Raw genomic sequence first — 26,546 nt, forward strand, 5'->3', positions numbered from 1 at the left:
GGCTCCCCTTCCGAGGGTGTCGCAAAAGTGCAGCCCGAACCAGTCGCAAAGCGTCTCAAGGAGCACTTTCTTGCTCGTTGAAAACCTCGAAGGGGTGCAATTCGTTTAGCCCAGGGTACAGCGAGGGCGCGAAGCGCGCGAGCGGCACCCTGGGTAATGGAAACACCTCTAAAGAAACCACTTCTGAAAGGGTGGAATAACGAGCCGTTCGAAGTGTCATGTTGAAGACTTTTGCGACACCCTCTTCGGGGTTCTTTCGAACTTCGCATTTCGCACCTCGAACTTGGCAAGGCCCCGGCTCAGAATCCTGACCGGCAGCGTTAATTCGGCCTCAACACCAAAGTATGCTGCGCAACCCCGGACAGAAAGGGCGTCGGCTTCCCTTCCTCCCAGGCTTCATGGCCGTTGCCGTAGAAGGGCGAGAGGGGATGGCCGCTCTGCGCCGAAGGCATGTGGAAGTAGCCTTCCTCCTCGCGTCCCGGCGAGACGGCGAAGCGCTCCGAGGCTCCGAAGAAGGGCATCTGCACGCGCGGCATGTCGGTGGCTCCGGGCAGCGGACGCCGCGGCATGTCGAGCAGAGCGGCTCCGCCCGGGATGAAGCGGCTCACGGGATGGTCGACGACGACGATGTTGAATGCCCCCCAGGTGTTGTCGTCCAGCGTTCCGTCCTCGAGGTACTCATCGAGAAGGGAATCGGCCACGGCCAGGACCTGCTTCGACCAACCCGCCCGGTCGCTGCCATCTGAGTCCTCCTGGGAGGCCGCCGCACTGCGATGACGGGGATCGAGCAGGTGGGCCGGACGCTGCTGCACCAGCGTCCACAGGGCATGCTCGCTCTGGTTGGCGATCCAGCGCAGGTTGAAGTCCCGGTCAGCCTGGCGCACCGGGCCGGTCAGCGTCTCCAGGACCTGGTTGCGCAGGCGGGAGTGGAACTCGCGCACCATGCGGTAACCCACCGAGTCGACGGAAGCCCGTCCGCCCCAGTCGCGGAGGGCCTCCTGCAAATGGCGGCGGCGAGGGTCTTGCTGCAAAGCTTCTTCATCGAGTTCCTCCAGCAGCAGGTCGCGCCAGCGCTGCAGGTAGAGGGCCCGGTCGTCGAGGTGGACGGCCAGCATGTCGGTCTCTGAAGCCTGATCCAAGGCCGCCAGTCCGTCGCGGATCTGACGGGCCCTGGCGGCGTTGGCATAACCGCCGTCGCCCAGCAAGGCCAGGTCCTGGCCCGAAGCCACCCTGGCGTTGGCGCTCCAGATCTGGCCCCGGGGAGGATCGATCACCTTGGGACGTTCCTGGTAGCTCAGATAGCCGTCCCAACCCCGCGAGCCGTCGGCCCAGGAGGAGGGCAGCCTGCCGTCGTGCCCATAGCGGCGGGGAACGGGGCCCATCACAGTCCAGGCGATGTGTCCCCGGCTGTCGCCAACCACCAGGTTTTGGGCGGGAATGCCGGCCTGGGCGGCGACCCTCAGGGCTTGCTCGGCGGTGCGGGCCTGCCCCAGGCCCATCATGTTGAAGTTGAGCCCTTCCACGTCGTGAGCCACCCAGCGCAGAGCCAGTCGGCGCCCCTGACGGTCGCTTCCGATGACGGGTCCCCAGATCGTGCTGACCACCTCAAGTTCCTCGACGCTCCCGTCCTTGAGCAGGATGCGCTCGATGACGGTCCGGTAAGGACGGGGCCCCTCGGGGGTGAGGTAGCGGTCCTCTCCGGCCTCCTCCAGGATCACCACGTCGCTCCAGTCTCCGTAGGCGTTGGTATAGCCCCAGGCGATGCGGGTGTTGCTGCCGGCGATCAGGTCGGGCGTGCCGGGAAGACTGACGCCGAGGAGATCGAGTCCTTCGTCTTCCGCAACCAGGCGGACGCGGAACCAGATGTTGGGCACGTCCAGTCCCAGGTGCATGTCGTTGGCCACGATGGAACCGCCGTGGCTGCTGCGGCTTCCGGCCAGGGCCCAGTTGTTGCTGCCGATCTCGTAGCCCTGAGCGGTCAGGCAAAGGGAGGCGATGGGCTGCGGACAGGGGGCCGCATCGAGGGTGTGGCTTGCCGCTGCGCGATGGGCGCCTCCCTCCAGCCCGCCTCCTTCGGTCCGCAGGTCGAAAACCTCGGGCCCGGGCATGGCGGGCAGCGGCATTTCTTCGACTTGCAGGGGAGCGTCCCAGGAGGTTCCAGGAGGAGCCAGAAAATCGGCCAGCTCGAGGGGCAGCGTGTCGTAGAGCGTGCCCAGAGCCCGTTCTCGCCGTCCCCGGTCGTCCTGCAAGGTCAGGTACATGGCATAGACCACCAGAGTCGAGTCCTCGGGGCGCCAGGGGGCGGGCTTAGCCCGCAGCAGCAGATACTCGAAGGGCGGATTGTCGAGAGCCTGAAGTCCGGCGTTGACGCCTTTGCTGTAGGCCTCGAGGAGGGCCTGCGCCTGGGCCGAGGACTGTTCGAGCACCCGCTTGGCCCTGTCGCGGAATTGGTGGATGCGAATCCGCTTGTCGATCTGCAAAGTCGGGCTACCCAGCAACCCCGACAGCTCCCCCGCCGAGCTCCGCCTGAGCAGGTCCATCTGAAAGAAGCGCTCCTGGGCATGGACGAATCCGGTGGCACGGGCCAAGTCGAGGCGGTTGGACGCGCGGATGGTGGCCGTCCCCAGCTCATCGCGTTGCACCGTGACTTGCTGGGAGAGTCCATCCAGCGTCCTCTCGCCGTCCAATTGGGGAAGGCTGCCCCGTAGATGCAGATAGAACCAGCCGCCGGCCAGCAGCAGCAGCGCTAGCGCCAAACCCAGGCCAATCCCCACGATCTTCAGAATCTTCTTACCCATCATCTCGCCTCCCTCATACTGCCAGCAACCTACTACCGCCACCTCCATCGCCGCAAGGATGCGCCTCCCACCATTCGAGGACCGGTTCAGTTGCGGGTACCCTTGTGCCATCGCGAAGGACGCGCCTGCCGCGGCAATCACCGTTACAATGAATCCATGATTGTACTGGTCGTCAACTGCGGAAGTTCCTCGCTGCGCTTTCAACTCATCGAGGCTGAAGGACGGCAGCGTTTGGCCCGCGGCCACGTGGAACGCATCGGGGCCGTCTCCTCCATCGCCACGCTGGCTCAGGGCGCCGGTGATCCGCAACGCCACGGACTCAAGGCCGACGATCACGGACAGGCCTTGAACTTCGTCCTCGACTACTTGACCAGCGACGATTTCAAGGTCCTCGACGGCATCGAGGAAATCCAGGCGGTGGGCCATCGGGTGGTGCATGGAGGCGAGCATTTTTCGGACTCCATGCTGATCGACGCCGAGGTCATCGAGGCCATCCGCGAAGCCTTCGACTTGGCGCCTTTGCACAATCCCGCCAATCTGAAGGGCATCCAGGCCGCCCAGAGCCTGTTGCCCGAGGTTCCCCAGGTGGCGGTATTCGACACCGCCTTTCACCAGACGCTGCCCCGCGAGGCCTATCTCTACGCCATCCCCCACCGCCTCTACCGGCGCTACAAGATTCGCCGCTACGGATTTCACGGCACCAGCCACTACTATGTGAGCCGTCGGCTCTACAAGATCGGCGGGCTGGAAAAATCGCACTCCAAGCTCATCACCTGCCATCTGGGCAACGGCGCCTCTGTGGCGGCCGTCGAGAACGGGCGCTCGGTCGACACCTCGATGGGGCTGACGCCGCTGGCGGGCCTGGTCATGGGGACCCGGAGCGGCGACATCGACCCCTCGGTCATCTTTTATCTCAACGAGAAAGAAGAAATGACGCTCAACGAGATTCACTCACTCCTCAACCGCTACAGCGGACTGCTGGGGCTGAGCGGCTACGCGGGCGACATGCGGGCGCTGATGAAAGAAGCCGAAGAGGGGGACGTGCGCTGCCAGCAGGCCATCAATGTCTTCTGCTACCGGGTCAAGAGCTGCATCGGGCAGTATATGGCGGTGATGAACGGATGCGACGCCCTGGTCTTCACGGCGGGCATCGGCGAGAACTCCCACCAGGTCCGCGCGCGCATCTGCCGCGGACTGGATAATCTCGGCATCGAACTGGATGAGGTGGCCAACCGCGAGGTCCGCGGCGAGGGACGCATCTCGAAAAAAGACAGCAAGGCATCGGTCTGGGTCATTCCCACCGACGAGGAAATGGTGATCGCCATCGATGCTATGAAAATCGCCCAAGCAGCCCACTACACGCCCTGGGCCTGAAACAGCCAGTGGAGGGCATGAAGCCCGCCGCTGGCGATACTGGGGGGAACCGCCACGCAGTCGAACGTCACACCCTCCACAGGCTTCCCCCGACCTGCCAGAGTGAATTTCACCTCACCTGGCGCTGCCAAGACTTTATCACGTGATTCGGGTGATCGATGCCTCTAAGCAGCAAATTCAAGGCGGAATTTCGATAATTTGCTTGAATCGGTGATGAATTGCGCGAAGCTCTTCATGGTCTTGGCGGGCTTCTCTACGATTCAGGACTGGCCTTGGCCGCCCCTCAAGCGCTTGAAGATGTGATTGCCCAGCCAGCTTGAGTCCCACCATTCCAAGGGATTGACGGCGGTCTCCTGGACGAAGATGGCGAAATGCAGGTGGTCGCCGCCGGCCAAGCCGGTTTCGCCGGTGCGTCCGATAAGCTCTCCCTTCTCGACCTGCTGACCCTCGGAGACGTCGATGGAACTCAGATGCCCGTAGAGCGAGACCACTCCGAAGCCGTGGTCGATGAGGACGCAGTTGCCGTAGATCCCCAGATAGCCGGCGTGGAGTACGACTCCGTCGTTGGCCGCTTCGACCGGGCTTTTGGCGGTGGAGGCCAGGTCGAATCCCAGGTGGGTCTGGCGGTCGATGGCCTGGCCCTGGTAGATGTAGGTGCGCTGATCGGCGAAGGGGGCCTCGACCTTGGAATTGGTGAGCTGCAGAAAGGCTTCGTCGAAGAGCAGCCTTCCGGCCGAGCGGGCGATGATCCCGCGGATCTGGCGATGGTTGTCGGTGCGCATCTTGTTGTTGATGAGCAAGAAGGTCTGAGCGGGCGTCTCGGCGGGTTGCAGTCCGCTGCGCGACAAGATCTCGGGGGCCACCTTTTCGATGAAGCTGTCGCTGATGTTGATGCGGCGCTGACGGAAGCGGCGGACCCGGGCCTCCACCTGCAACTGGGCGGTTGAGCGGTTGCCTGCCGCGTCCTCGGCCCAAACCCTGAAGCGGGTGTTGAGGGGGGCGTTGTAGGGAAGCGCGAATATGGCTCCGTAGTGCCCCTGACGGCCTTGCAGAGGATGGCCCGGATGGCTGCGCTCCCCCACTTCGACTCCGCTGGCGGCGGCTTCCTCGTCGAGCCGGTAGAGGACGGCTTCCGCCCCTCCCTGATCGACGCGGTGCTGGGTGGAGAGGATGCTGATGACCGGGGGCGTCCGGTCGAAGCGCAAGGTTTTTTCGGCACTGCTTTGGCGGTCGAAGAAATAGAGATTGGCGTGATCATAAGCGGTCACCCGCAGCGTGAACTCGCCTTCCTGCAGTTGCAGGTTCTTGAGGTCGGCCACCGGAGTGACGGCCACCTGTCGCTGCAGGTCGGCCTGCGACCAGGGAGCCCAGTTCCGCCCGATATCCTCCCTGAGGACGACTTCGCTTTGGCCCGCTTGCTCGACCGTCACCTCGATCCGAGCCAGGCCCTTGCCGGCGTCGCTGACGGCGAAGGCCACCGGCTTTGAGGCGCCTACCACCTCGGGCGCTTCGATCCATTCCACCTGGGGGGCCTGTCCGTCCCAGAAATAGGCCATCACCGCTACCAGCGCCACCGCCACTACGATCAGTACTCTCTTCATCTCATCCAGTGTAACTCAGAGGCCGGACAGGCAAGGAACTTAAGCCAGTTGAAGCAGGAAGAAGGTTTCTTGGTTGCCGCTCTTGCGTCCTGCCAGGGGAGCGTCGGCGCGGCCCTGGACGATGAAGCCCTGCTCGGTGCAGAAGTCCTCCAGGCGCTGCAGCACCTGCTGACGCAGCGGTTCGTCGGCGATGCGCCCTCCGCTCTCCACTTCCTGACGCCGGGCCTCGAACTGGGGCTTTACCAGTACCAACAGGCGCACCGGTGCGAAGGACTTGAGAGCGGGCAGGACCAAGCGCAGGGAGATGAAGGAGAGATCGGCCACGATCCAGTCGGCTGGCTCATCGATCTGAGAGGGGTCGAGATAGCGGACGTTGACCTCTTCGCGCACTTCCACCCGCGGATCCTGGCGCAGCTTCCAGTGCAGTTGACCCTTGCCCACGTCGAGGGCGTAGACCTTGCGGGCGCCGTGCTGCAGCAGGCAGTCGGTGAATCCTCCGGTGGAGGCGCCCAGGTCGAGGCAGAGCGCACCGCTGACGTCAACCCCCAGGTCGCGCAGGGCTCCCTCGAGTTTGTGGCCGCCGCGGGAGACGTAGGGCGATTCGTCCTTGAGGCGCAGTTGCAGGCTGCGGTCGACCCGCTGGCCGGCCTTGTCGAGGCGTTGGCTGCCTGCCAGTACGCGCCCCGAAAGCAACAGCGCCCGTGCCTCTTTGAGGTCCTCGGCCAGGCCCTGGTCGAGCAGCAGTTGATCGGCGCGCATTTTTGACATGGCGCTCCCCGTCCTGAGATCAGAGAAGCAGCAAGGCCGGATTCTCGAGGAAGGGAATGATGTAGTTCACGAACTCGGCGCCGGTCTGGCCGTCCACCACCCGGTGATCCATGGAAACCGAGAGGTTCATCATCGACCGGATCACGATCTCGCCATCGCGGACGACCGGCTTCTCCTCGATCTTGTGGACGCCCAGAATGGCCGCCTCGGGGTAGTTGATGACCGGAGTGGCCATGAGTCCGCCCAGCTTGCCCAGGCTGGTGATGGTAAAGGTGCCGTCGCGCAAGTCCTCCAGCGTGCTCTTGCCCTGGCGGGCGGCCTGGGCCAGATGGCTGATCTCGCGAGCCAGTTCCAGCACGCTCTTGCGGTCGGCCTGCTTGATCACGGGGACGATCAGTCCGTTGTCGGTGGCCGTGGCGACGCCGATGTTGAAGAAGTGCTTGACGTGGATCTCGCCCTTTTCCTCGTCCAGGCTGGAGTTGGCGATGGGGAATTTCTGCAGTCCCTTGATGACGGCTTTGACGATGAAGGGCAGGTAGGTGAGCTTGACGTCCCCGGCCTCGGGCATCTGCTGGTACTGGCGGCGCAGTTCCACCAGTGCCGTCATGTCGACTTCGTCCACGTAGGTGAAGTGAGGCGCCACCCGCTTGGAGAGGGCCAGGCGATCGCCGATCTTCTTGCGCAGGGCGCGGTAGGGCACGACCTCGATCTCTCCGCTGGGCGCGGCGGCGGGCTGAGGACGCGCCGGCGCCTCCTCGAAGCGGTCCAGGTCTTCGCGGGTGACGCGTCCTCCAGGACCGCTGCCGTCCACCTGCTGGATGTCGATTCCGCGTTCGCGGGCCACTCGCCTCACGGCCGGCGTGGCCAAGGCCTTGCGCCGCGGAGAGGCCGCCTTGCTCTCGCGGGTTGCAGAGGGCGGGGGCTTGACGGCTTCCTCCCGCTCCTCTCGGGGCAGCGAGGTCGCCGAAATCGATTCTTGCCTGGGACTCTCCTGAGCGGCGGGCTCGGGAGAGGCTTCCTTCGCGGCAGGGGCCGGACTCTCGGCCGGGGCGCCGTTGCCGCCGGCCTCTTCGTCGATGACGATCAGCACCTCGCCCACCTCCACCACCTCGCCCACTTTGCCGGTGCGTTTGAGGACTTTGCCGGCCCGCGGACTCGGCAACTCGACGGTCGCCTTGTCGGTCATGACTTCGACCATGGGCTGGTCTTCCTCCAGCATGTCGCCTTCTTCGACCAACCACTCGACGATCTCTCCCTCGACGACGCCTTCGCCGATATCGGGAAGCTTGAATTCAAAGGCCATGGTAAAAGCTCGATTCTCCGCTGCTAGAAGTTGAATGTGTCGCGCAGCCCCTTGCAGATGCGCCGCTCGTTGGGCAGGTACTCTTCTTCCAGGGTGTAGGGGAAGGGGGTATCGAAGCCGGTCACGCGCAGTACGGGCGCCTCCAGGTAGAGGATCGCCTTTTCGGCGATCAGCGCGGCCATCTCGGCGCCATATCCGCAGGTGCGCGGGGCTTCGTGGACGATCACCGCCCGTCCCGTCTTCTTGACCGATTCGAGCACCGTCTCGGCGTCGTAGGGCAAGAGGGTGCGCAGATTGACCACCTCGCAGGAAATGCCGTCGTCTTCCTGCACCTTCTCGACCGCCTTGAGCACGTCGTGCAGCACGGCGCCGTAGGCGATCACCGTCACGTCCTCGCCTTCCCGCGCCAGGTCGGCCTTTCCCAACTCCAGAGTGTACTCCTCTTCGGGAACTTCGGCCCGGGCGGCCCGGTAGACCCGCTTGGGCTCCATGAAGAGGACGGGATTGTCGTCACGGATGGAAGAGGCCAGCAGTCCCTTGGCCTCGTAGGGATCGGAGGGGATCACCACCTTGAGCCCCGGCGTATGGCAGAAATAGGCCTCGGGACTCTGGGAATGGTAGTGTCCCCCGCGGATGCCTCCGCCGTAGGGCGTGCGGATGGTGATGGGGCAGGTGAACTGTCCTCCCGAGCGGTAGCGCATCTTGGCGGCCTCATTGACGATGTGGTCGAAGGCCGGAAAGATGAAATCGGCGAACTGGATCTCGGGCACCGGACGCAGGCCGCTTTGAGCCATTCCGATGGCCGAACCGATGATCCCCGCCTCGGCCAAAGGGGTGTCGAAGACACGGCTTTCGCCGAATTTCTCCTGCAGTCCCTGGGTGGCGCGGAAGACGCCGCCGAACTTGCCCACGTCCTCGCCCAGGATGACCACGCTTTCATCGCGTTCCATTTCGATGCGCAAGGCGTCGTTGACGGCCTGAATGATGTTCATTCGGGGCATGCTGCTGTGACTCCTCTATCGGCCCGACAGGCCGTCACTGCGCGCTCTCGCGCAGTTGCTGATACTGTTCCTGAAGATGCGGCGGCATTTCGTCGTAGACCTCCTTGAAGATCTCCTCGGCATCGGGCGGACCCACCTTCTCGGCTTTCTTGATGGCCCCCACGATCTCCTTGGCGGTCTTTTCGCGCACCGCTTCGTCCTCTTCGTCGCTCCACAACTCGCGGTGCTTCAGATAGGCCTTCATGCGGACGAGGGGATCCCGCTCCTTCCAACGCTCGACTTCTTCTTCCTCGCGGTAGGCGCGCGGATCGTCGGAGGTGGAATGGGCTCCCTGGCGATAGGTGACGGCCTCCACCATGGTCGGACCTCCGCCCTCATGAGCCTTTTCCACCGCCTTGCGGACGGTTTCGTAAACCGCCAGCACGTCGTTGCCGTCCACTCTGATGCCTTCGAAACCGTAGGCCTTGGCCTTGACGGCGAAGGTTTCCGAGGCGGTCTGGCGCTCCCCCGGGACCGAGATGGCCCACTGGTTGTTGCGGCACAAGAAGATCACCGGGGCTTGATAGACGCCGGCAAAATTGGCTCCCACGTGAAAATCGCCTTGGGAGGTGGCCCCGTCGCCGAAATAAACCAGGACGGCATTCTTTTTTCCCTGGATCTTCAGCCCCATTCCCAGTCCCGCCGCGTGGGGGATCTGGGTACCCACCGGACTTGAGATGGAGGTGAACTTCAAATCGCGGGCGCTGTAGTGGTTGGGCATCTGCCGGCCCTTGATGGGATCCTCGGCGTTGCCGAAGAGTTGGCAGCAGAAGGTATAAAGCGAAAAGCCCCTCACCAAGGCCGCCCCGAATTCACGGTAGCAGGGCACGATCCAGTCGTCCTTGTCCAGGGCCAGAGCGCTGCCGATGATGGCTGCTTCCTCGCCCACCGAACCGATATAAAAGCCGATCCGGCCCTGACGTTGAAGCTTCGTCATGCGCTCGTCCACCAGCCGGTTGATCAGCATGTAGCGGTACATTTCGCGCAGGCGCTGATCGTCGATCGAGGGTGTCTTGCGGCCTTTTTCCAGGCGTCCGTTGGTCTTCAGGATTCGGTATATTTCCTCTGACATGAAGCCAGGATTATAGCTTCCGCAACGGTCTTGGAGCAAACAGGCCCCGGCTTTCACGGCCGCTTCATCGGCCCCTTGAAGGCGAGGCGCCGCTGGGACATGATCGTCAGGTCGGATCCTCGACCCGGGCGCCAAGGAGAGAGATGAGAACCCTGCAAAGCGGAGTCGGTTGGAAGGCGGCGGCGGCTGCCGCCTTGCTCTTCTTCATCTCCACCTGGGTGCACTTTCCTCCTCCCGACCCGCAGGCCGTTGAGGGCTGGCCCCTGCTCGATATCGGTCCGGTGGCGCTGGGTCCGCCCTGGGTCTTGTCTGGAGATTCTCCCCACTATCTGCTGATGGCGCGCAGCCTGGCCGAGGACGGCGATCTCGATCTGGCAGACGACTACCAATCGGCCCGCCGGGGCGGTGGCCAAGCCGGCCACCTCCTGCGCGGACGCGCCCTCGACCCGCACGCCGAGCGGGACGACCGGGGACGCCTGCTGCCCACTCATGCCCCGGCACTGTCCCTGGTGCTGGCACTGCTCTCCTGGCCGCTGGCTTTCAGCCTGTGGTTTGAGCCCTGGTGCATCTGGCTCAATATGTGCGCCGCTTTGGCCTGCCTGGCCTGGATGGCCAAGCGCCTGCCCCAGGCGGCTCCAGACGTGGGTGGCTGGCGCACCCATCCTGTCATGCTGCTGGCCTTTGCCACTCCCTTCTGGTGCTACTCCCGCGATCTTTGGACCGAGCCCTGGACGGCGTTGGCCTGGCTGGGCCTGCTCTTCCTCAAACACCCGGCCGCCTTGCTGGCGGCCGGCCTGGCCGGGACCCTCATCAAATATCCCTTCGCCCTGGTGCCGGCAGCCATGGGCGCATGGGCTCTGTGGCGGGGACGGCGGTCGCGCGCCACGGCATTGCTGGCCTCATCGGCCCTGGGACTGGCCGCCGGAGTGGGACTCACGCAGTGGATCTACCGCGACTTCAGCGATCATTTCAGCCTCTTCCACTCGGGCATCCACGCCCGCTTCGACTGGCCCTTCGAGGGAATGGCCGGACTGCTGCTCAGCCCCGAGAGCGGACTGCTTTTCTTCTTCCCCATCCTCCTCTGGCCGCTGGCGGGACTGCTGGGCGGGAACCACGCAAGCCGGCCGCAATCGTCCGCTTCCCGCAGGGAGGCCATTTGGGGGCTGGCGGCCTTTTTTCTGGTTCACGCCGCTTACGAAGACTGGGGCGGAGGCACCGGATTCTCGGCCCGTTACCTGGTCCCGGCTCTACCTCTCCTGCTCCTCTATGGAAGAGAGCGCCTGGCTTTTCCCAGGCTCTACCTTGCCACCCTGCTTTACAGCGTCTTTTGGGCCGTGGTGGGGGGAATGGCTCCGGCGCTTGTCTACGAACGCTCGCCCTGGGGAGTCCTCATTCACATCGTCGACTCCTTGACTTAAACGGGACAATGCGGCGTCAATCGACTAGAATTGGCGCCGTGAAAGACCGCATTGACGCTCAGAGACTTTCTCAGATCCTGGCGGGAGAGGAGTCTTCGGCCGCCGCCACGGCGCTTTCCCCTCAGCTTTTTCAAACCTTAGCCAGCATCGACGATTCCCTTCAGGAAATGCTGACGGCCCTGCGCCGCGAAAGCACCGCCGAGATTCCACCCGGCACCCGCATGGCCGCTGCCAAGAAGATGCTGCTGCGCCTGCTCCGGGTCTACACGCGGCGACAGGAGGCCTTCAACGCGGGGGTAGTGGAAGCGCTCACCGTGATGCACCGCCGCCAGCGCCTGATGGAGACCCGTTTGCGCTCTCAGGACGAGGTGCTGAAGAAGTGGGCAGAGTCGTCGTCTCCAGGCCATGAAACCGATTGACCTCATCCTGGTGGCTGCCGGCCGGGAGGCAGCAGGGCGTCAGCGCCGCGACCTGCTGCGCGCGCTCCTGTCCCGCCTCGAAGCGGTAGAGGTGCACCTGATCGAGGACGACTCGCCCAGCCTGGCAGACACGGCGGAGGCTCTTTCTGAAGCCTGGATACTGGCCTCGCCCGCCGCCTCCTCCCAGGCCATTGAAGCAGCCCGGCGCTTTCCTTCCCGCACCCTCCTGCTGGCCGATTTGGCCCAACCCCTCGACCAGCGGCAGGAGGCCTTTTGGAAGGAAAACGGGGGCCGCCTGGCCCGCGTTCTCTCGGTCTCGGAAAGCGAACGCCAGGCCATCGTCGAGCGCTGGGGACTGGATCGGGAGACGGTGCGCCGAATCGGCCTGGGGCTGAAGCCCGAGAACCAGCCGGGGCCGCCAGCCGAAGAGCCGGACGCACCCCAGCCGTTCCAACTCGACCTTTTAGAGCGCTGGCGGCAGGAACACGCGGCGGTGATCGACGACGCCGACCCCCTGCGCCGCGGTTTGTGTTTCGAGTCGGGAGGCGGAGTTGCGGTTCCTGCCCGCCGTCTGGAAGAGGCCCGCCGCTATCTGCGGGACGATCCCCGAACGGCGCACCTACTAGGGCGGCAGGGACGCCTTTACGTGGCCACCCGCCACCATCCTCAGTCCTCGGCCCGCAGCCTCCAGCGCCTCCTGGGCGCCTTGCCCGCCCGCCGCTGCCTGGCCGGACGCAAGGTGGCCATTTATACGCCCAGCTTTCTCCCCTACGACGCCGTCTCCAACTACGTGGTCGAGAAATGCCGCCTCTTGCAGCGCTGGGGAATGCCTTTTACGCTCCACGTGCAAGACCACCTGAAACGCCGGGATTTCGCCGCCAACCTGCGTCCCGTCTCAGATCCCGACACCCGGGCCGACATCGAATTCTACGAGTATCCGGGCTACTACCCTGCCGTGGAGCGGCTTCGCCGCAAGCGCCCAGACGTCCTGCGCGTCTTCGAGTACCACGGAGTTACGCCCTCCGCCCTTTGGCCCGACGACAGCCTTGAGCAGAGCGAGCGCCGGATCAGCCTGGGCCTGGAGGCCGACGTCGTGTTCACTCACAGCCGCTTTTCGGAAGAGTTTTTGCGTGAGGAGCGCGGGTTCGATCCCCAGCGCATGATCCGTTTTCCCTACAGCGTCGACTTGAGCGCCTTCGCTCCCCGTCCCCCCGACCTTGAGCTGCTCGAGTCCTACGGCATCAAGTCAGGACGCGTCCTGCTCTACGTAGGACGCATGGCGCCCAACAAGCGCATCGACGTGCTGGTGGAGGGGCTGGCTCACTTGCCCGAGGACTGCTCGCTGATCCTGGCCGGAAACCTGACCGACTCCCTCTATGCCCGCGAAGCCGACAAAGCGCGGCGGATCGCCCTCAGCAGGGGACTCGACTCCCGGGTGATCTTTACCGGAAGCATCTCCGACTCCGAACTGCGGCGTCTTTACGATTCGGCTCACCTCTTCGTGTCGGCCAGTTTGCATGAAGGCTTCGGCATTCCCTTCATTGAAGCCATGGCCAGCGGGCTGCCTTCGGTGGGCAGCCAGGCCGCGTCCATTCCCGAGGTGATCGGCGAGGCCGGACTCACTTTCCGTCCCGGCGACCCGCGTGACTTCGCCCGCCAGGCCGGCGGTCTGCTGCAAGATCCCTCGGCTTACGAGCGGGCGGCAGAAGCGGGCTTGAGACAGGTGCAACTCTACAATCGCCAGAGTTTGTCCGACCATTTGGCGCTCTCCCTGGCCCGGGCCCTCGATTCCTGGCATGCGACTTAATCCCAACGCTCACCCACCCTCGTCCGTTTCTAGTTGAGAAGATCGAACGAGGACGCTTATGGAGGCCACTCTCAAAGCCGTGAGCAGCAGTCAAGATCCAGTGCAGGACCTGGTCCGGCGAGCCCGGGAGGGCGACCGTCAGGCCTTCGACCGGCTGGTCGGGCGCTTCGAGCACAAGGTGATGAAGACGGCTCTTTTCCTGACGCGCAACCTCGACGACGCCGAAGACGTGGCCCAGGAAGTCTGGGTCAAGGTCTTGACCCACTTGGAGGGATTCGAGGACGCCGGCCGCATAGAAGCATGGATCTACCGCATCACCGTCAACGCCTGTCACGACTTGACTCGAAAGAGGCGCTTCTGGCAGCCGCTGGAGAAGATCATCCGCTCCATCAAGAGCCGCGATCCGGTCCAGCAGGGCGAGTTGCGGACCCGTCTGGCGGCTTGCCTGGCGCGCCTGGCCTTCCGCGAGCGGGCCGCTTTCATCTTGCAGGAGCTGCACGGAATGGAGACGGCGCAAGTGGCCGCCATCCTGGAGTGCAAAGAAGCCACCGTGCGCGGCTACCTGCACCAGGCCCGCAGGAAGATGAGGCGGTTTCTCGGTCATTACCGCCCAGGAAGCGAGTGAAGCATGCGTTTTCTCAAGAAAGAATGGGATGACACCCAGGTTCCTGGCCAGGCTCTGTCGAGAGCCCGCAACCGGGCCTGGAAGCGCATACAAGAAGGCGCGCAGCGATCCGAGCGACGGCTCTGGCTTGTGGGGGCGGCGGCTGCCGCGGGCGGCTTGTGCCTCATTTGGTTGCTCTGGCCCGCCGCCGGGACGCCGTTGCCTTCGCCCTTGCCTGCCGCCCAGCCTCCCCAGCCGCAGATCGTCTTAAAGCAGCCCTTGGCTCCCCAGCCGGTGGTGCGCGACGGGCGCGATGTCACCGGCGGGTCCCAAGACTGGCTGGCGTCCGATGCCGGCGTCGCTCCCCCAGCTCTCCCCGAGAGGGCCGGCGTCAGCGAGCCGGAGCCGGCCCGCAAAATGATCTTTCGCCTGCCCCGCAGCGGCGTACGCCTGATCTGGATGACCCAGACGAGTCAAACCTCCGAAGGAGAATAGAAATGAAGTTCAAGAATGTTCCTATGATCACGATTCTGTTTTTGGCGGCGGCACTGGCAGTGCCGGTTTGGGGCCAGGAAGCGGCCTCACAAGCCCAAGAAGAGAAACCGGTCTCTTCTTCGCCCTATCCTTCTGACTGGACGGTGGAGGTCTATCAGCCCAGCCATCAGAGCATGAGCGACCTGATGTCGTTGCTGCACAACATCGTGCGGCCCTACCACTTCTCGATCAGCGAGACCTATAACTCGATGACTCTCAGGGCTCCCCGCGACGTGCACCAGACGGTGGACGCGCTCATCAGGCGGTTTGACCAGCCCACCAAGTCGGTACGGGTGCGGTTTTACCTGCTGCGGGGATTGCGCCGGCCCAACGGCACGCCCGATGATCTGCCCAGCGAGCTGCAGCCGGTACTGGAGGACCTGTCGGACGTGACGCAGTTCCAGAGCTTCCAGTTGATTGCGGCGCCCTCAGGCCGTACCCGCTCAGGGGAATCGCTGCATCTGGAAGGAGGAGACATCACCAGCCACTCCATTTTCATCGAGAGAATCGAGGTGTCCGGCCAGGGCGAGATCGGGATGGACGATCTGAGAGTGCAGGTGAGGGACCAAGGACCCACGAGAGGGCCCGAAAGCTCGGGTTCCGCCAGCCTCAGCTTGTCGGTCGACCTCGGTGACGGAGAGACGGTCGTGCTGGGCTCTTCTCAGTTGAGCCGGCGGGTCCCCGACGCCGAGGGCCGCTGGATGGACGAGAGCGTGGCCCTGATCGTCATCGTGCGCGCCGATATTCTGGAATAGAGGCTCCTGCCACGTTGAGCCTCCGGCCGCCCGACCCCCTTTTGCGGGTTGGGACCTTGGGAGTTGGGATTTGCCGTCAGGCGATGTCGGCGCCGATGGAGCGCAGGCGTCCGATGACGTCTTCGTATCCACGCTGAATGACCTCGGCGTGTTCGATGGTAGTGGTGCCCTCGGCGCACAGGCCGGCCACCACCAGCGCCATTCCGGCCCGGATGTCGGGCGATTCCAGGGTGATGCCCTTGAGTCGTCCGGCTCCTTCCACCATCACCCGGTGGGGATCGCAAAGGGTGATCTTGGCGCCCATGCGCACCAGCTTGTCGACGAAGAACATGCGCGCCTCGTACATCCAGTCGTGCACCAGGCACAGCCCCTGGCTCTTGACGGCCAGGACGATGGCCAGGCTGATCAGGTCGGTGGGGAAGAGGGGCCACAGCCCTGCGGTCAATTGAGCCGGATTGCGGCGCTGGGCGCTGGAGCGCACCCGGAGGCGGTCTTCTCCCTCCTCTTCGAAGATGACCCCGAAGTCCTCCAGAAAGGGGCGGATGCCCAGCATGTCGAAAGAGGTGACGCCTTCAAGCACCACGTGTCCGTCGGTGGCGGCGGCCGCGATAGCCATGGTTCCGGCGTCGATGTAGTCGGCCGGGATCTCGAATTCCACCGGCCCCCTTTCCGCATCGATTCCCGACCGCACCTGGAAGTAGAGCGGATGGGTCTCGATGTCGCATCCCAGCTTGCGCAGGAATTCGATGAGGGCGATGACGTGGGGCTCGCGGGCCGGGTTCTCGATGCGTCCGGCGCCCATGGAAGCGAAGAGCAGGAGGGCGTTTTCGGTGCCCGTGACGGACGATTCCTTGAGGAAGACGCGGGGAGAGGACTGGCGTCGGGCGCGGCTGAGTTCGATGCGTCCGCTGGAATCGTCGACCTCGAATCCGGCCGCCCGCAGGACGCTCCAGTGAGCCTCGAAGGACCGGCGCCCGATGGGGCAACCGCCGGGCATGGCGCAGGAGATGTCGCCGTAGCGCTGGGCCAGCGCGCCCAGCAGAAGGATGCCTCCGCGCAAGCGCTTGACCAGCTCGTCGGGCAGATTGGGCCGTTCCAGAAGCGGACGCGGATCGACGTGCAGTCCTGCTTGGTCCCATTCCACCTCGGCGCCCAGCGCCCGCAGCAGGCGCAGCAGGTTCATGACGTCGCGGATCCTGGGAACCCGCTTCAATGTGACCGGGCCGGGAGCCAGCAAGGTGGCGGCGATGAGGGGCAAGGCGGCGTTCTTGTTGCCTTGCACGGGATAGGTGCCGGTCAGGCGGCGTCCGCCGCGGATGACGAATTGGCGGGGAGCCGTTTCAGTGGCGGCTTCCAGGTCGACAAGCGCTTTCTTGGTCTTGACGGTGCTCACGATGCTCCTTTGTATCACTTTGACGGCCCAGGGGCGACGTCTTGTTGCGTCCAACGATACTACAGGCCAGCGACAGGGCCCCCTCCGTCGCTGAAGCTATGGAGGGCAGGGGACGTTGGCGGGCCCGTCCTTGCCCACGATGCGTATTTCTTCTTCCAGTTGCAGGCCGAAGCGCTCCTCCACCCGCGCCGCCCAGTGGCGGGCCAGTCCCCGCATGTCGCGCGAGGTGGCGCCTCCGGCGTTGAAGAAGAGGTTGCCGTGATAGCCGGCGATCGCCGCGTCCCCCAGCCGCGCCCCCTTGGCGCCCACGGCTTCCAGCAATACGCCCGCGGGAACCTTGCCGTAATGGACGTAGCTTTCAGGCATTCTGCGGACGCTTTCCGCAGGAATATCCCGCAGGGGCAGGTTCTTGAAGAAGCTGCCCGGGCAGCGCAGATGGGGCGGGTATTTCTGAGTGCGCTGGGAAAGGATGTCGTCGGAGATGCGCTGCAGATCGTCTTGGCCTCTCTCCAGCCGCAGCCGGCAGGTCAGCAGGAACCAGCCGGGATTCTCTTTGAAGCGGCTGTGGCGGTAGGCGAAACCCAGTTGTCGGGCGTCCAGCCGTCGCCGTTGGCCGTTTTCCAGGATCTCGGCTTGCAGGAGGCGCTCGCTGATTTCCTGTCCGTAGGCTCCGGCATTGCCCACCACGGCGCCGGCCACGGTTCCGGGGATGCCGTACATGCGTTCCATTCCCGCCAGTCCGCGGCTGTTGAGCAGGCGGATCAGCTCACCCAGGTCGTGGCCTCCCGCCACCTCCACCTCCGTCCCCTGCACCTCCACGCCCCGCATTTCATTGCGGATCACCAGCCCGCTGAAGCCGTCGTCGTCGAAGAGCACGTTGGAGCCTGCGCCCAGGTAGAGCACGGGCAGGCTTTCCCGGCGGGCTTGCTGCAGGGCGCTTTGGACGTCCTCGGCGCTGGCGGCGTGGACGAGGGCCCTGCAGGGGCCTCCGATTCCCAGCGTGGTCATGGGTCCCAGGGGAACCTCCCTTTGGGTCAGGGCTCGGCGGGGACGGCCGCTCAGTTCGTCCTCGGCCCTCTTTCCAGGCATCGCATCATAGCCTTTAGTCGTCTCGTGACCCACTATGGTTCCCCCGCTGCTGCTTTTGCCCCCCGTCCGCTACAAGCATAAACTGTTCCTCTGTTCCCGAGACGTTCGAACTTCGCATTTCGCACTTCGAACTACTTCGAACTTCGAGCAGGCTTGTCCTCAAAACGTTCGAACTTCGCATCTCGCACTTCGAACTTCGAAATGGGGTGTTAGGATTTGCCTGATGCGGGTAGTGTGGCTCATCAATTCGCTGTGGAGGGTGCCCCTCATCATCCTGGTCACGGCCGTCCTGGCGTCTATCAGTGTGCTTTTTTCCCTCTTCGACGCCAGCGGACGCCTTCAGCACCGCTGCGCCCGCGCCTGGGCCGACTTCATCTTCTGGGTCTCGCGGGTCGAGCTGGAGTTGGAGGGGCTGGAGAGGATCGATCCCGAGAAGGGCTACGTCTTCACCGCCAACCACCTGAGCATGTTCGACCACTGGGCGTTTCTTTCAGGGCTGCCCGTGCAGTTCCGTTTCGCCGCCAAGGAATCGCTCTTCAAGCTGCCGTTCCTGGGATGGCACCTGAGGCGGGCCGGCAATATCCCCGTCAGTTCCACCAACTATCGCCGCACGGTACGCGAATTCCAGAATGCCGCCCGCCACATTGAGCGCGGCATTTCCTACGTCATCTACCCCGAAGGAGGGCGCACCTGGGGCAAGATGCTCCGCTTCAAGAAGGGCAGCTTTCTGCTCCCTGTCCACGCCAGGGCGCCCATTGTGCCGGTCACCATCATCGACGCCCACAAACGCCTGGCGCGCGGGTCGGCTTTGCTGGTTCCCGGTACAATGAAACTGATCATTCACGACCCCGTCAGTCCGCAGGACTACCAGGGGATCGATTTGCAAACCCTGGCCGACCGGGTGCAAGCCACGGTGGCCTCAGCTTATCCGGAAACGTCTAATGGCCAATCATGATCTCGTAGCCCGCATCCAAGCAGCCCTCAAGGAGGCCGGACTGCCGGCCTGGCTCTTCTACGGCTTTCACCACATCGATCCCATCGCCCTGCGCATCCTCCGCTTCGGCGAGGGCTATCACGCCACCCGGCGCTGGTTTTACTGGGTGCCCGCCGAAGGCCAGCCGCGCAAGCTGGTGCACCGCATCGAATCAGGGATGCTCGACCACCTGCCCGGCGAGAAGACGGTCTACTTGCGCTGGCAGGAATTTGGACAGGGCATCCGCACCCTGCTTCGCGGCTGCTCCAAGGTGGCCATGCAGTATTCGTCGCTGCCCTCCATATCCCGGGTGGACGCCGGGACCGTCGACCGGGTGCGCGACACCGGATGCCAGGTGCTGTCCTCTGAGAACCTCGTGCAGGTCTTCGAGGCCGTATGGACGGCTGATCAGCTTCGAGGTCACCGGCGTTGCGCCGACATTTTGACCCGCACCGTCAACCAGGCCTTCGAGCACACGGCGGACCGGGTGCGCGCGGGCCAGAGGGTGCCGGAAACCGACATCCAGAACTTCATCCTCGAAGCCTTTGAGCGGGAGGACCTGGTGACCGATTCGCCGCCTATCGTGGGGGCGGACGGGCACGCCGGCAATCCCCACTATTCGCCCTCCGCCGAGTCCCATGGTTTCGTGGAGAAGGACAGCTTCTTGCTGGTCGACCTGTGGGCCAAGGAAAACAAGCCCGGGGCGGTCTTCGCCGACATCACCTGGACGGCCTACTACGGCGCCCGCGTCCCCGGCAAGATCGCACAGGTCTTCGAGGTCGTGCGCGGGGGACGCGACGCCGGCTACCAGCTTCTTCGCGACCGCTGGGAGGCGGGTTCGCCGGTGCAGGGATGGGAAGTCGACGATGCCGCCCGCAAGGTGATTTCAGAGGCCGGCTACGGAGACGACTTCGTGCATCGCCTGGGCCACAACCTGGGCGAGGAAACCCACGGAAACGGGGTCAACTTCGACAATCTTGAAACCCACGACGTGCGTCAGGTCATCGCCGGAATCGGATGCACCATCGAGCCGGGCGTCTACCTTTCCGACTTCGGCATCCGCTCCGAGATCGACGTCTACATGGACCCCGAAAAGGGACCCCAGATCACCACGCCGCCCCAGAACGAATTGCTGCATTTCGATGTCTGATCAGCTCCTCTGAAGGGGATTTCCGAGGGGGACGCAGGCCTTGCTTCACCACAGTTGGCGCTGGCGGGTGACGCCTTTGATGCGGTCGGCGATCAGGTTGAGGCAGAGCACGCAAAGCAGCAGAAGCAGGCCCGGAGCCAGCCGTTGGGGCTGGTCGGTCATGACCGGAAGGCGGGAAGCCTCGGTGAGCAGGTTTCCCCAACTGGGGTTGGGCGGCTGTATCCCCACGCCCAGGAAGCTGAGGGCGGCTTCGCCCAGCACGAAGGCCGGCAGCAGCACCGTGGCCTGAACCAGCAGGGTGTTGAGGGTGAAGGGCAAGATGTGGCGGGTCAGGATCCACCAATGAGAGGCTCCGCAGGCCCGGGCGTAGAGGACGAACTCGCGGTTGACCAGCGACAACACCTGTCCGCGGATGACGCGGGCCAGGGTGGCCCATCCCACCAGCGCGAAGGCCGTGACCAGCATCCACCAGCCTGCGCCGGCCGGCAGTTGGGCCGGGTAGAGGGCCCGCAGTCCGATGATGAGAAAAAGGGCCGGAAGGGCGAAGACCATGTCGGCCAGCCGCATCACCGCGGTATCGGCGAATCCGCCCAGGTAGCCCGCCGCTGATCCCAGGATCACGCCGACCAGGGCCGAGGCCAGGACGCCCACGATGCCGATGGTGAGCGAGGTCCAGCCGCCGTGCAGCAAGCGTGAGAAGACGTCGCGGCCGACTTGATCGGTTCCCAACAAGAAGATCTGCCGCTGGGGATGGTCCAGGCCGAAGAAGCGGGTGCGCCAGGTCATGCCCATCCACTCGTAGGGTTCAGCCTCCACCAAGAAGCGCACCGGCAGCAGGCTTGGCAGGCGTCGGTAGCGTCCGTCGGCCTGGCGGGAGGGGCTGTAGTCGTGGATGTGGGGCCGCAGCGTCCATCCTTGAGGACCGCGCAGCAGGGGCGGGGTGGGTTGCATGCGGGCAAAGTCGCGGAACTGCCGTTCAGGCGGATAGGGGGCCAGAAACGGGGCGGCCCAGAGGACGCTCAAGAGCGCCAGCAGGAAGGCCGCGGGCAGAATGAGTCCCAGGCGTTTCATCGGGTTCGGATCCTGGGGTCGTTGAGGGCCAGCAGAAAATCGGCGGCCAGATTGGAGAGAACCACGAAAACGGCTGCCAGCAGCACGCTGTTGAGCACCACGAAGAGGTCGCGGTTGAGCAGCGACTCCAGCACCAGATCGCCCAGCCCCGGCCAGTCGAAGATGCTCTCCACCACCACGGCCCCGCTGAGCAGGGCGCCGCAGGCCACTCCCAGCAGCGAGATCATGGGATTGAGGGCGGAGCGCAGAGCGTGCAGGACGACCCGTGTCGGCGGCAGTCCGCGGGCCCGGGCCGCCTCCACGTGGGGTTCCTTGAGCGCGTCCAGCATCTCCAGGCGCAGTTGCCGCACCAGATAGGCCGAGTTGGGCAGCGCCAGCACCAGAGAGGGCAGGAAGAGGTGGTGCAGTCCCCCCAGTCCGCCCAGCGGGAAGAGGCCGGTGCGGAAGGCCAAGTAGACGCCCGCAATCCCCAGCAGCAAGGCGGGCAGCGAGAGGCCCAGCATCGAGAACGCCAGCACCAGCCGGTCGATCCAGCGGCCCGGAGCCAAGGCGGCGGCGATGCCGGGGGGAAAGGTCAGCAGCAGGATCAGGAAGAAGGCGGCCGCGGCCAGTTTCAGGGTGTTTCCCAGGCGTTCGGCGATGAGTTGGTTGGCGGGTCTGCGCTGGGCGAAAGAGTAGCCGAAGTCGCCCCTCAGAAGCCCGCCCAGCCAGGTGGCGTACTGAATGTAAAAAGGCTGGTCGAGTCCCAGATCACGTCTCAACTCCTCCACCCGCTCGCGGGGAATGGAGGAGTTGAGCTGCATCTCGGTCAGGTAGTCGCCGGGAATCGCGTCCACCAGCAGGAAGACGAAGAAGGAGACCAGCAGGAGCAGGATCACCGTCTGACCCAGCCGCCGAAGCAGAAACCGTGCCATGACAGAAGTCTACGGCAAAGTGCCTGAGCGGGAAAAGGCGGCTTCTCGAATCCCCATCAAGGCTGGGCGAAGAAGATCTCCCAGGCATTCCAGAGCACGCCGGGAGATGGCTTGGTGGGCTTGATGTTGCGCAGTGCGGGAACATGGGCGATGAGCTGATCGCGCTGCACGATGGGCAGCAGCACTTTTTGTTGGTGGAGCAGTTCTTGGGCCCGATAGATCATTTGCTGGCGCTCTTCAAGGTTGGAGGCGGCCCGCTGGGCCGACATGAGCTGGTCGATCTGCCGTTCCCATTCGGTGGCGGGTTCGGCCTGCAAGGGATGCCAGAGGTGCATCTGGCTGGAGGAAAACAGCACGTTGGAGAGTTCCGAGGGTTCCAGCGGAATCGAGAAGATGGCTACCGCCACGTCGTAGAGGCGGCTCCCCATGACGCGCGACGCCACGGCCCGCAATTCCTGCCGGTTGATGTTGACCTGGATCCCCAGGGCCTGCAGGTCCTGCTGCAGCATGGAGGCCGTGGTCAAGGTCGTCGGGGTGTCGAGCGCGGTCAGCTCGAGTTCCACCGCCACGCCCTGGGAATCGGTCAGAACGCCGTTCTCGTCGAGGCGAAAGCCGGCTCTTGTCAAGAGCCGTCGAGCCTTCTCCAGATCCTGCATGGTCTCTTGCAGCGAGGGAGCGATCCAGGTTTCGTTGCTGGCGATGCCGCGGGCCGGCTGGGCCTGTCCGTCGAAGGCCACTTCGGCGACCTGACGCCGGTTGATGGCCAGGTCGACGGCCCGGCGGAAGCTGAAGTCGGCAAACCAGCGCTTCTTGGCCGCCGACAGGAAGGGCGAGCCAGGAGGCGGTTCGGTGTCCAGGTTGAAGTTGAACCAAAACAGCACCAGGTCGCCCGAAGGCCCCGCGTTGAAGGCGGTCAGCGACGAGTCCTGCTGGAGTTGGCGGAAGAGGTCGGGCAAAAGGGCGTGGTCGATCAAGTCGAGTTCGCCGTTGCGCAGGCGCAGGGCCTGCTGGTCGATCTCGGAGATGAAGGAGATGCGGATGGCGTCCAGGTAGGGCAGACGCCGGCCCTGCGAGTCGACTTTCCAGTAGTGGGGATTGCGGCGCAGCAGCATGTGGCTGCTGGGCACGTATTCGTCGATGCGGAAGGGCCCGGCCCCCGTTAACTCCTCCAGGGGCGTTTCCAGAGTCCAGTAGGTTTCGATGGCCTGGCCGGCGTCCCCGAAACGGTGTTTGGGCAGCAGCGGCCAGTTGGCCAGGAAAGACTCGAACGAGGCGTCCGGACGCGCCAGGTTGAGGCGGGCCGTCCACTCGTCGACCGCTTCCACCTCGATGCTCTGCCCCTCGAACAGCAAGGACGAGCGCAGACTCGTCACCGAAGCGGGCTCGAGAATCTTGTTGAGGCTGAAGATCAAGTCGTCGATGTCGATGGGCTCGCCGTCGCTGAACTTGAGTCCCCGGCGCAGCGTCAGGTCCAGGGTGAGGCCGTCCTCCGACCACAGCCACTCGCGCACGACTCCCGGCGACGGGGTTTGGCTGACGCGGTCGAGCTCGAGCAGAGTGGCCGTGAAGAGACCGCTGATCAGCCGGGAACGCGTATCCTGCGCGCCCACAATGTTGAAGGTGGCCGGATCGCGTTGCAGGGGATACTTGAGGGTTCCGCCCAGTATGCCCTCAGTCTGCACCGTCAGTGCATCCTCGGGGATGGGGAAGGACTGACGGTCAGGCCGGGTGTCGGACGTTTGGCTGCCGACGCAGGCCGTCAGCACAAGAAGCCCCGCTACGGTCCAGATTTTCCGCATCTATAATTCGTCCCAGCCTTTTGCCCCGGACGGCCCGGCAAACACTTGTCATCAAAATTTAGGCTCAGCAGATTTTATATCATCTGCCCGACAGGCCGCAGAGACTTTTCGTCCACAAAAGGGTCGGCTTTCCGACAGGCCTGCTCGAAGAATCGCTGAGCCGGCCCCATGCCTTTTTCATCTCGTAATTTTACCCAAAGGACTTTAGCTCTTGGAAAAGGTATTGGTTTATCGGCAACCTCAGCATGGATCTGCTCTCAGGATCTGGTCTGGTAGCGTCGCTTGATGTCATAGTAGCGGATGACCGCCAAGTCCCAAACTGCTTTCAGTCCGGAGGAGAAGCTGACGGTGGAGCCTTCCACGTTGCGCCAGACCACGGCAACCTCGGCCATCCGCAATCCGCACTTGCGGGCCAGATAAAGCACTTCGACGTCGAATCCGAAACCGTCAAGCAACTGGGCTTGGAAGAGTTGCCGGCAGCGACCCAGTTCGAAGAGCTTGAATCCGCATTGAGTATCCTTGAAAGGCAGGCCGGTGACCAGGCGCATGATCACGTTGAAAGTGCGTCCCGACAATCTGCGCAGTCCATGCTGGGGCACTTCGACCTCAGAGGTCTTGAGGCCGCGCGAGCCCAGGGCGATCTGGCAGGCGCTCTGACGCACCTCACGCTCCAGCTTGGCCAATTCTTCGATGGGTGTGGAAAGGTCGGCGTCGGTGAGCAAGGCGTAGTGTCCCCGCGCCTCCAGCATTCCCCGGCGGACGCTGTATCCTTTGCCCCGGTTGCGCGAGTTGACCAGCACCCGCAGGGTCCATTGGCCGGGCTTCGCCGGGCTTTGCCGGGACTCGGCGAAGTGGGCGGCCAACTCGGCCGTGTCGTCGCTTGACCCGTCGTCCACCACCACAATCTCGAACGCCTCTTGTCGCCGGCTGAGATAGTCGACGATGAGCTCCAGCGAGCGGGTGAGCCGCTTTGACTCGTTGTAGGCGGGAATCACGACCGACAAGGCGGGACGGCTCATCGCAGAAACTCGTTGAGGCGTTCCAGGCGTTGCTCGACGGTTTCCCGTCCGAGGTGGACGATGACGTCGAAGATCCCCGGCGCCACGCTCTGGCCGGTCAGTCCCACCCGTACGGCCCCGATCAGGGCTCCGGCCTTGACTCCCTGCTGCTGGCAGACGTCGCGCAAGACTTCTTCGGTGTGCTGCAGGTCGAAGGACTCCAGTTGCCGGTAGCGCCGGCGCAGATCCTCCAGCGCCTCGGCCAGGCGGGGCCGTTCGGCTTGGGGCAGGAACTTGTCCACCGCTTCGGCTTCGTACTCGAAGCGCTGGCTGAAGTAGGGGCGTCCGCGTTGGGCGAAGTCGTCCAGGCTGCGCATGCGGGGCTGCAGGAGGCGGATGGCGTCCAGGAACGATTCGGTGTCTCCGTTGGCCTCCAGGTCCTGGCGGCGCAGGGCGTCCTCGACCATCGGGGCCAGTTCCTCGGCGGACAGCGACGAGATGTACTTGCCGTTCATCCACTCCAGCTTGTGGCGGTCGAAGACGGCGTCGGCTTTGTTGATCTGGGAGAGCTTGAAGTGCTCGACGAGTTCGTCGTGGGAGAAGATCTCCTGGTTGCTCTTGGGATTCCAGCCCAGCAGCGCCAGGTAGTTGCGCAGGGCCTGGGGCAGGAATCCCTGTGAGCGGTATTCCATCACCGAGGTGGCCCCGTGGCGCTTGCTCAGGCGCTTGCCGTCGGGCCCCAGAATCATGGGCAGATGGACGTACTTGGGCACCTTCTCGCCCAGCGCGATGTAGATGAGGATGTGCTTGGCGGTGTTGACCAGGTGGTCGACCCCGCGGATGACGTGGGTGATGCCCATCTCGGTGTCGTCGGCCACCACCGCCAGATGATAGGTCGGAATGCCGTCCGAGCGCAGCAGCACGAAGTCTTCGACGTTTTCGCTTTCAACCTCGACTTTGCCGAAGACCCGGTCGGCCACCCGGATGGCGCGTCCGGCCTCGACCTTCATGCGCACCACGTGGGCTTCGCCCTTCCCGGCCCTTTTGCGGGCGTCCTCAGGGTCCATCCCGCGGCTGCGTTGGTCGAATCGCCAGTCTTTGCCTGCCTGCCGCGCCGCCTCCCGGCTGGCCTCCAACTCCTCGGGGGTCAAAAAGCACCGATAAGCCTGCCCCGCTTCCAGCAGCCGGTCGGCGATCCCCCGGTAATGCTCCAGCCGCTGCGACTGAAAAACAGGCTCTCCGTCCCACTCCAGCCCCAGCCAGCGCATCCCCTCCAGGATGCCCTCCACCATCTCTTGGGACGACCTTTTGACGTCCGTGTCCTCAATGCGCAGCAAAAACTCTCCGCCCTGCTGCCTGGCATAGAGCTGATTAAACAGCGCCGTCCGCGCCCCCCCGATATGCAAAAACCCCGTCGGTGACGGAGCAAACCGAACCCTCACCTCACTCATAAGAGCCCAAAATTATATCACCCGGAAACACGCCGGCAGGAACCCCGCGATCTGATCCTGGGAGTTGTTTTTTGAAACTTGGCGGTTGCGCAGCCCCGGCGCCTTGCGCCGATCCTTCGCCCCTCCTGCGACAGAGGCTACGGAGGGCATGGCAGGCTATGGAAGGCTACCCGATCAGCACAACGGGCTCAGCAACTGCGATGCCCCTCGACTGG

At 64.3% G+C, this 26,546-nt stretch carries 22 protein-coding genes; 9 read left to right on the forward strand and 13 right to left on the reverse strand.

Features of this window, described 5'->3' with window-relative positions; translation table 11 throughout:
* Window positions 1-320: 320 nt before the first annotated feature.
* Window positions 321-2,801, reverse strand: coding sequence for a penicillin acylase family protein (locus VLU25_15000; GenBank protein HSR69242.1), 2,481 nt, complete (start codon window positions 2,799-2,801; stop codon window positions 321-323).
* A gap of 153 nt (window positions 2,802-2,954) precedes the next feature.
* On the opposite strand from VLU25_15000, the gene VLU25_15005 reads away from it, so the two are divergent.
* On the forward strand, window positions 2,955-4,172 hold the full coding sequence (locus VLU25_15005) for an acetate kinase (GenBank protein ID HSR69243.1): 1,218 nt from the start codon (window positions 2,955-2,957) through the stop codon (window positions 4,170-4,172).
* Window positions 4,173-4,432: 260 nt separating this feature from the next.
* On the opposite strand, the gene VLU25_15010 is transcribed toward VLU25_15005, so the two are convergent.
* The 5 genes from VLU25_15010 to pdhA are packed head-to-tail and all read right to left on the reverse strand — an operon-like array spanning window position 4,433 to window position 9,956.
* Complete coding sequence (locus VLU25_15010) at window positions 4,433-5,773, reverse strand: M23 family metallopeptidase (GenBank protein HSR69244.1); 1,341 nt, start codon at window positions 5,771-5,773, stop codon at window positions 4,433-4,435.
* A gap of 39 nt (window positions 5,774-5,812) precedes the next feature.
* Entirely contained in the window at window positions 5,813-6,541 is a 729-nt protein-coding gene (locus VLU25_15015; protein ID HSR69245.1) for a TlyA family RNA methyltransferase, read from the reverse strand.
* Between the two features lie 19 nt (window positions 6,542-6,560).
* Window positions 6,561-7,844: a dihydrolipoamide acetyltransferase family protein gene (locus VLU25_15020; GenBank protein ID HSR69246.1), complete on the reverse strand. Its 1,284-nt coding sequence runs from the start codon at window positions 7,842-7,844 to the stop codon at window positions 6,561-6,563.
* 23 nt (window positions 7,845-7,867) lie between these two features.
* On the reverse strand, window positions 7,868-8,845 hold the full coding sequence (locus VLU25_15025; GenBank protein HSR69247.1) for an alpha-ketoacid dehydrogenase subunit beta: 978 nt from the start codon (window positions 8,843-8,845) through the stop codon (window positions 7,868-7,870).
* 34 nt (window positions 8,846-8,879) lie between these two features.
* On the reverse strand, window positions 8,880-9,956 hold the full coding sequence (gene pdhA / locus VLU25_15030) for a pyruvate dehydrogenase (acetyl-transferring) E1 component subunit alpha (protein HSR69248.1): 1,077 nt from the start codon (window positions 9,954-9,956) through the stop codon (window positions 8,880-8,882).
* Window positions 9,957-10,099: 143 nt separating this feature from the next.
* Between pdhA and VLU25_15035 the strand changes: the two genes are divergently transcribed.
* From VLU25_15035 to VLU25_15060, 6 genes are read left to right on the forward strand one after another with little or no spacing between them, the layout of a single operon-like run.
* The gene (locus VLU25_15035) at window positions 10,100-11,374 is read left to right on the forward strand and encodes a hypothetical protein (protein ID HSR69249.1); all 1,275 of its coding nucleotides are present in this window, start codon (window positions 10,100-10,102) and stop codon (window positions 11,372-11,374) included.
* 38 nt (window positions 11,375-11,412) lie between these two features.
* Window positions 11,413-11,793, forward strand: coding sequence for a hypothetical protein (locus tag VLU25_15040; GenBank protein ID HSR69250.1), 381 nt, complete (start codon window positions 11,413-11,415; stop codon window positions 11,791-11,793).
* Entirely contained in the window at window positions 11,780-13,600 is a 1,821-nt protein-coding gene (locus tag VLU25_15045; GenBank protein ID HSR69251.1) for a glycosyltransferase, read from the forward strand. The genes VLU25_15040 and VLU25_15045 overlap by 14 nt, the downstream gene beginning before the upstream one ends.
* Before the next feature lie 58 nt (window positions 13,601-13,658).
* Window positions 13,659-14,225: an RNA polymerase sigma factor gene (locus VLU25_15050; GenBank protein HSR69252.1), complete on the forward strand. Its 567-nt coding sequence runs from the start codon at window positions 13,659-13,661 to the stop codon at window positions 14,223-14,225.
* Between the two features lie 3 nt (window positions 14,226-14,228).
* Window positions 14,229-14,699, forward strand: coding sequence for a hypothetical protein (locus tag VLU25_15055; protein ID HSR69253.1), 471 nt, complete (start codon window positions 14,229-14,231; stop codon window positions 14,697-14,699).
* A 23-nt stretch (window positions 14,700-14,722) separates the two neighbouring features.
* On the forward strand, window positions 14,723-15,493 hold the full coding sequence (locus tag VLU25_15060) for a hypothetical protein (protein HSR69254.1): 771 nt from the start codon (window positions 14,723-14,725) through the stop codon (window positions 15,491-15,493).
* 76 nt (window positions 15,494-15,569) lie between these two features.
* Here the strand turns inward: VLU25_15060 and VLU25_15065 are convergent, their stop codons facing one another.
* Entirely contained in the window at window positions 15,570-16,886 is a 1,317-nt protein-coding gene (locus VLU25_15065; protein ID HSR69255.1) for a UDP-N-acetylglucosamine 1-carboxyvinyltransferase, read from the reverse strand.
* A 96-nt stretch (window positions 16,887-16,982) separates the two neighbouring features.
* Window positions 16,983-17,975 (reverse strand): UDP-N-acetylmuramate dehydrogenase, encoded by a 993-nt coding sequence (murB, locus tag VLU25_15070; GenBank protein HSR69256.1) that lies wholly within the window; start codon window positions 17,973-17,975, stop codon window positions 16,983-16,985.
* 223 nt (window positions 17,976-18,198) lie between these two features.
* On the opposite strand from murB, the gene VLU25_15075 reads away from it, so the two are divergent.
* A complete protein-coding gene (locus VLU25_15075) occupies window positions 18,199-18,930 on the forward strand; it encodes a lysophospholipid acyltransferase family protein (protein ID HSR69257.1) in 732 nt (243 codons plus the stop codon).
* On the forward strand, window positions 18,917-20,098 hold the full coding sequence (locus tag VLU25_15080) for a M24 family metallopeptidase (protein HSR69258.1): 1,182 nt from the start codon (window positions 18,917-18,919) through the stop codon (window positions 20,096-20,098). The genes VLU25_15075 and VLU25_15080 overlap by 14 nt, the downstream gene beginning before the upstream one ends.
* Before the next feature lie 45 nt (window positions 20,099-20,143).
* Here VLU25_15080 and VLU25_15085 read toward each other — a convergent pair whose 3' ends face one another.
* The 5 genes from VLU25_15085 to gltX all read right to left on the reverse strand — a co-directional run bounded on the left by VLU25_15085 (window position 20,144) and on the right by gltX (window position 26,331).
* Window positions 20,144-21,169, reverse strand: coding sequence for an ABC transporter permease (locus VLU25_15085; GenBank protein HSR69259.1), 1,026 nt, complete (start codon window positions 21,167-21,169; stop codon window positions 20,144-20,146).
* Window positions 21,166-22,083 (reverse strand): ABC transporter permease, encoded by a 918-nt coding sequence (locus tag VLU25_15090; protein HSR69260.1) that lies wholly within the window; start codon window positions 22,081-22,083, stop codon window positions 21,166-21,168. Before VLU25_15090 ends, VLU25_15085 begins: the two co-directional genes overlap by 4 nt.
* A gap of 56 nt (window positions 22,084-22,139) precedes the next feature.
* Window positions 22,140-23,882: an ABC transporter substrate-binding protein gene (locus VLU25_15095; protein HSR69261.1), complete on the reverse strand. Its 1,743-nt coding sequence runs from the start codon at window positions 23,880-23,882 to the stop codon at window positions 22,140-22,142.
* A gap of 257 nt (window positions 23,883-24,139) precedes the next feature.
* Window positions 24,140-24,901 (reverse strand): dolichyl-phosphate beta-glucosyltransferase, encoded by a 762-nt coding sequence (locus VLU25_15100; protein ID HSR69262.1) that lies wholly within the window; start codon window positions 24,899-24,901, stop codon window positions 24,140-24,142.
* Window positions 24,898-26,331, reverse strand: a complete 1,434-nt coding sequence (gene gltX / locus VLU25_15105) for a glutamate--tRNA ligase (protein HSR69263.1) — start codon at window positions 26,329-26,331, stop codon at window positions 24,898-24,900. The genes VLU25_15100 and gltX overlap by 4 nt, the downstream gene beginning before the upstream one ends.
* Window positions 26,332-26,546 lie beyond the last annotated feature (215 nt).

This window comes from Acidobacteriota bacterium, from assembly GCA_035471785.1.
Lineage (GTDB): Bacteria > Acidobacteriota > UBA6911 > RPQK01 > DATIPO01 > JANQFM01.

Coding starts and splice junctions, on each gene's coding strand:
- VLU25_15010 (HSR69244.1), bottom strand. CDS start 5,773: ATGAAGAGAGTACTGATCGTAGTGGCGGTGGCGCTGGTAGCGGTGATG.
- VLU25_15015 (HSR69245.1), bottom strand. CDS start 6,541: ATGTCAAAAATGCGCGCCGATCAACTGCTGCTCGACCAGGGCCTGGCC.
- gltX (HSR69263.1), bottom strand. CDS start 26,331: ATGAGTGAGGTGAGGGTTCGGTTTGCTCCGTCACCGACGGGGTTTTTG.
- VLU25_15050 (HSR69252.1), top strand. CDS start 13,659: ATGGAGGCCACTCTCAAAGCCGTGAGCAGCAGTCAAGATCCAGTGCAG.
- VLU25_15025 (HSR69247.1), bottom strand. CDS start 8,845: ATGCCCCGAATGAACATCATTCAGGCCGTCAACGACGCCTTGCGCATC.
- VLU25_15090 (HSR69260.1), bottom strand. CDS start 22,083: ATGGCACGGTTTCTGCTTCGGCGGCTGGGTCAGACGGTGATCCTGCTC.
- VLU25_15060 (HSR69254.1), top strand. CDS start 14,723: ATGATCACGATTCTGTTTTTGGCGGCGGCACTGGCAGTGCCGGTTTGG.
- VLU25_15100 (HSR69262.1), bottom strand. CDS start 24,901: ATGAGCCGTCCCGCCTTGTCGGTCGTGATTCCCGCCTACAACGAGTCA.
- VLU25_15095 (HSR69261.1), bottom strand. CDS start 23,882: ATGCGGAAAATCTGGACCGTAGCGGGGCTTCTTGTGCTGACGGCCTGC.
- murB (HSR69256.1), bottom strand. CDS start 17,975: ATGCCTGGAAAGAGGGCCGAGGACGAACTGAGCGGCCGTCCCCGCCGA.
- VLU25_15085 (HSR69259.1), bottom strand. CDS start 21,169: ATGAAACGCCTGGGACTCATTCTGCCCGCGGCCTTCCTGCTGGCGCTC.
- pdhA (HSR69248.1), bottom strand. CDS start 9,956: ATGTCAGAGGAAATATACCGAATCCTGAAGACCAACGGACGCCTGGAA.
- VLU25_15055 (HSR69253.1), top strand. CDS start 14,229: ATGCGTTTTCTCAAGAAAGAATGGGATGACACCCAGGTTCCTGGCCAG.
- VLU25_15035 (HSR69249.1), top strand. CDS start 10,100: ATGAGAACCCTGCAAAGCGGAGTCGGTTGGAAGGCGGCGGCGGCTGCC.
- VLU25_15005 (HSR69243.1), top strand. CDS start 2,955: ATGATTGTACTGGTCGTCAACTGCGGAAGTTCCTCGCTGCGCTTTCAA.
- VLU25_15000 (HSR69242.1), bottom strand. CDS start 2,801: ATGATGGGTAAGAAGATTCTGAAGATCGTGGGGATTGGCCTGGGTTTG.
- VLU25_15075 (HSR69257.1), top strand. CDS start 18,199: ATGCGGGTAGTGTGGCTCATCAATTCGCTGTGGAGGGTGCCCCTCATC.
- VLU25_15045 (HSR69251.1), top strand. CDS start 11,780: ATGAAACCGATTGACCTCATCCTGGTGGCTGCCGGCCGGGAGGCAGCA.
- VLU25_15020 (HSR69246.1), bottom strand. CDS start 7,844: ATGGCCTTTGAATTCAAGCTTCCCGATATCGGCGAAGGCGTCGTCGAG.
- VLU25_15080 (HSR69258.1), top strand. CDS start 18,917: ATGGCCAATCATGATCTCGTAGCCCGCATCCAAGCAGCCCTCAAGGAG.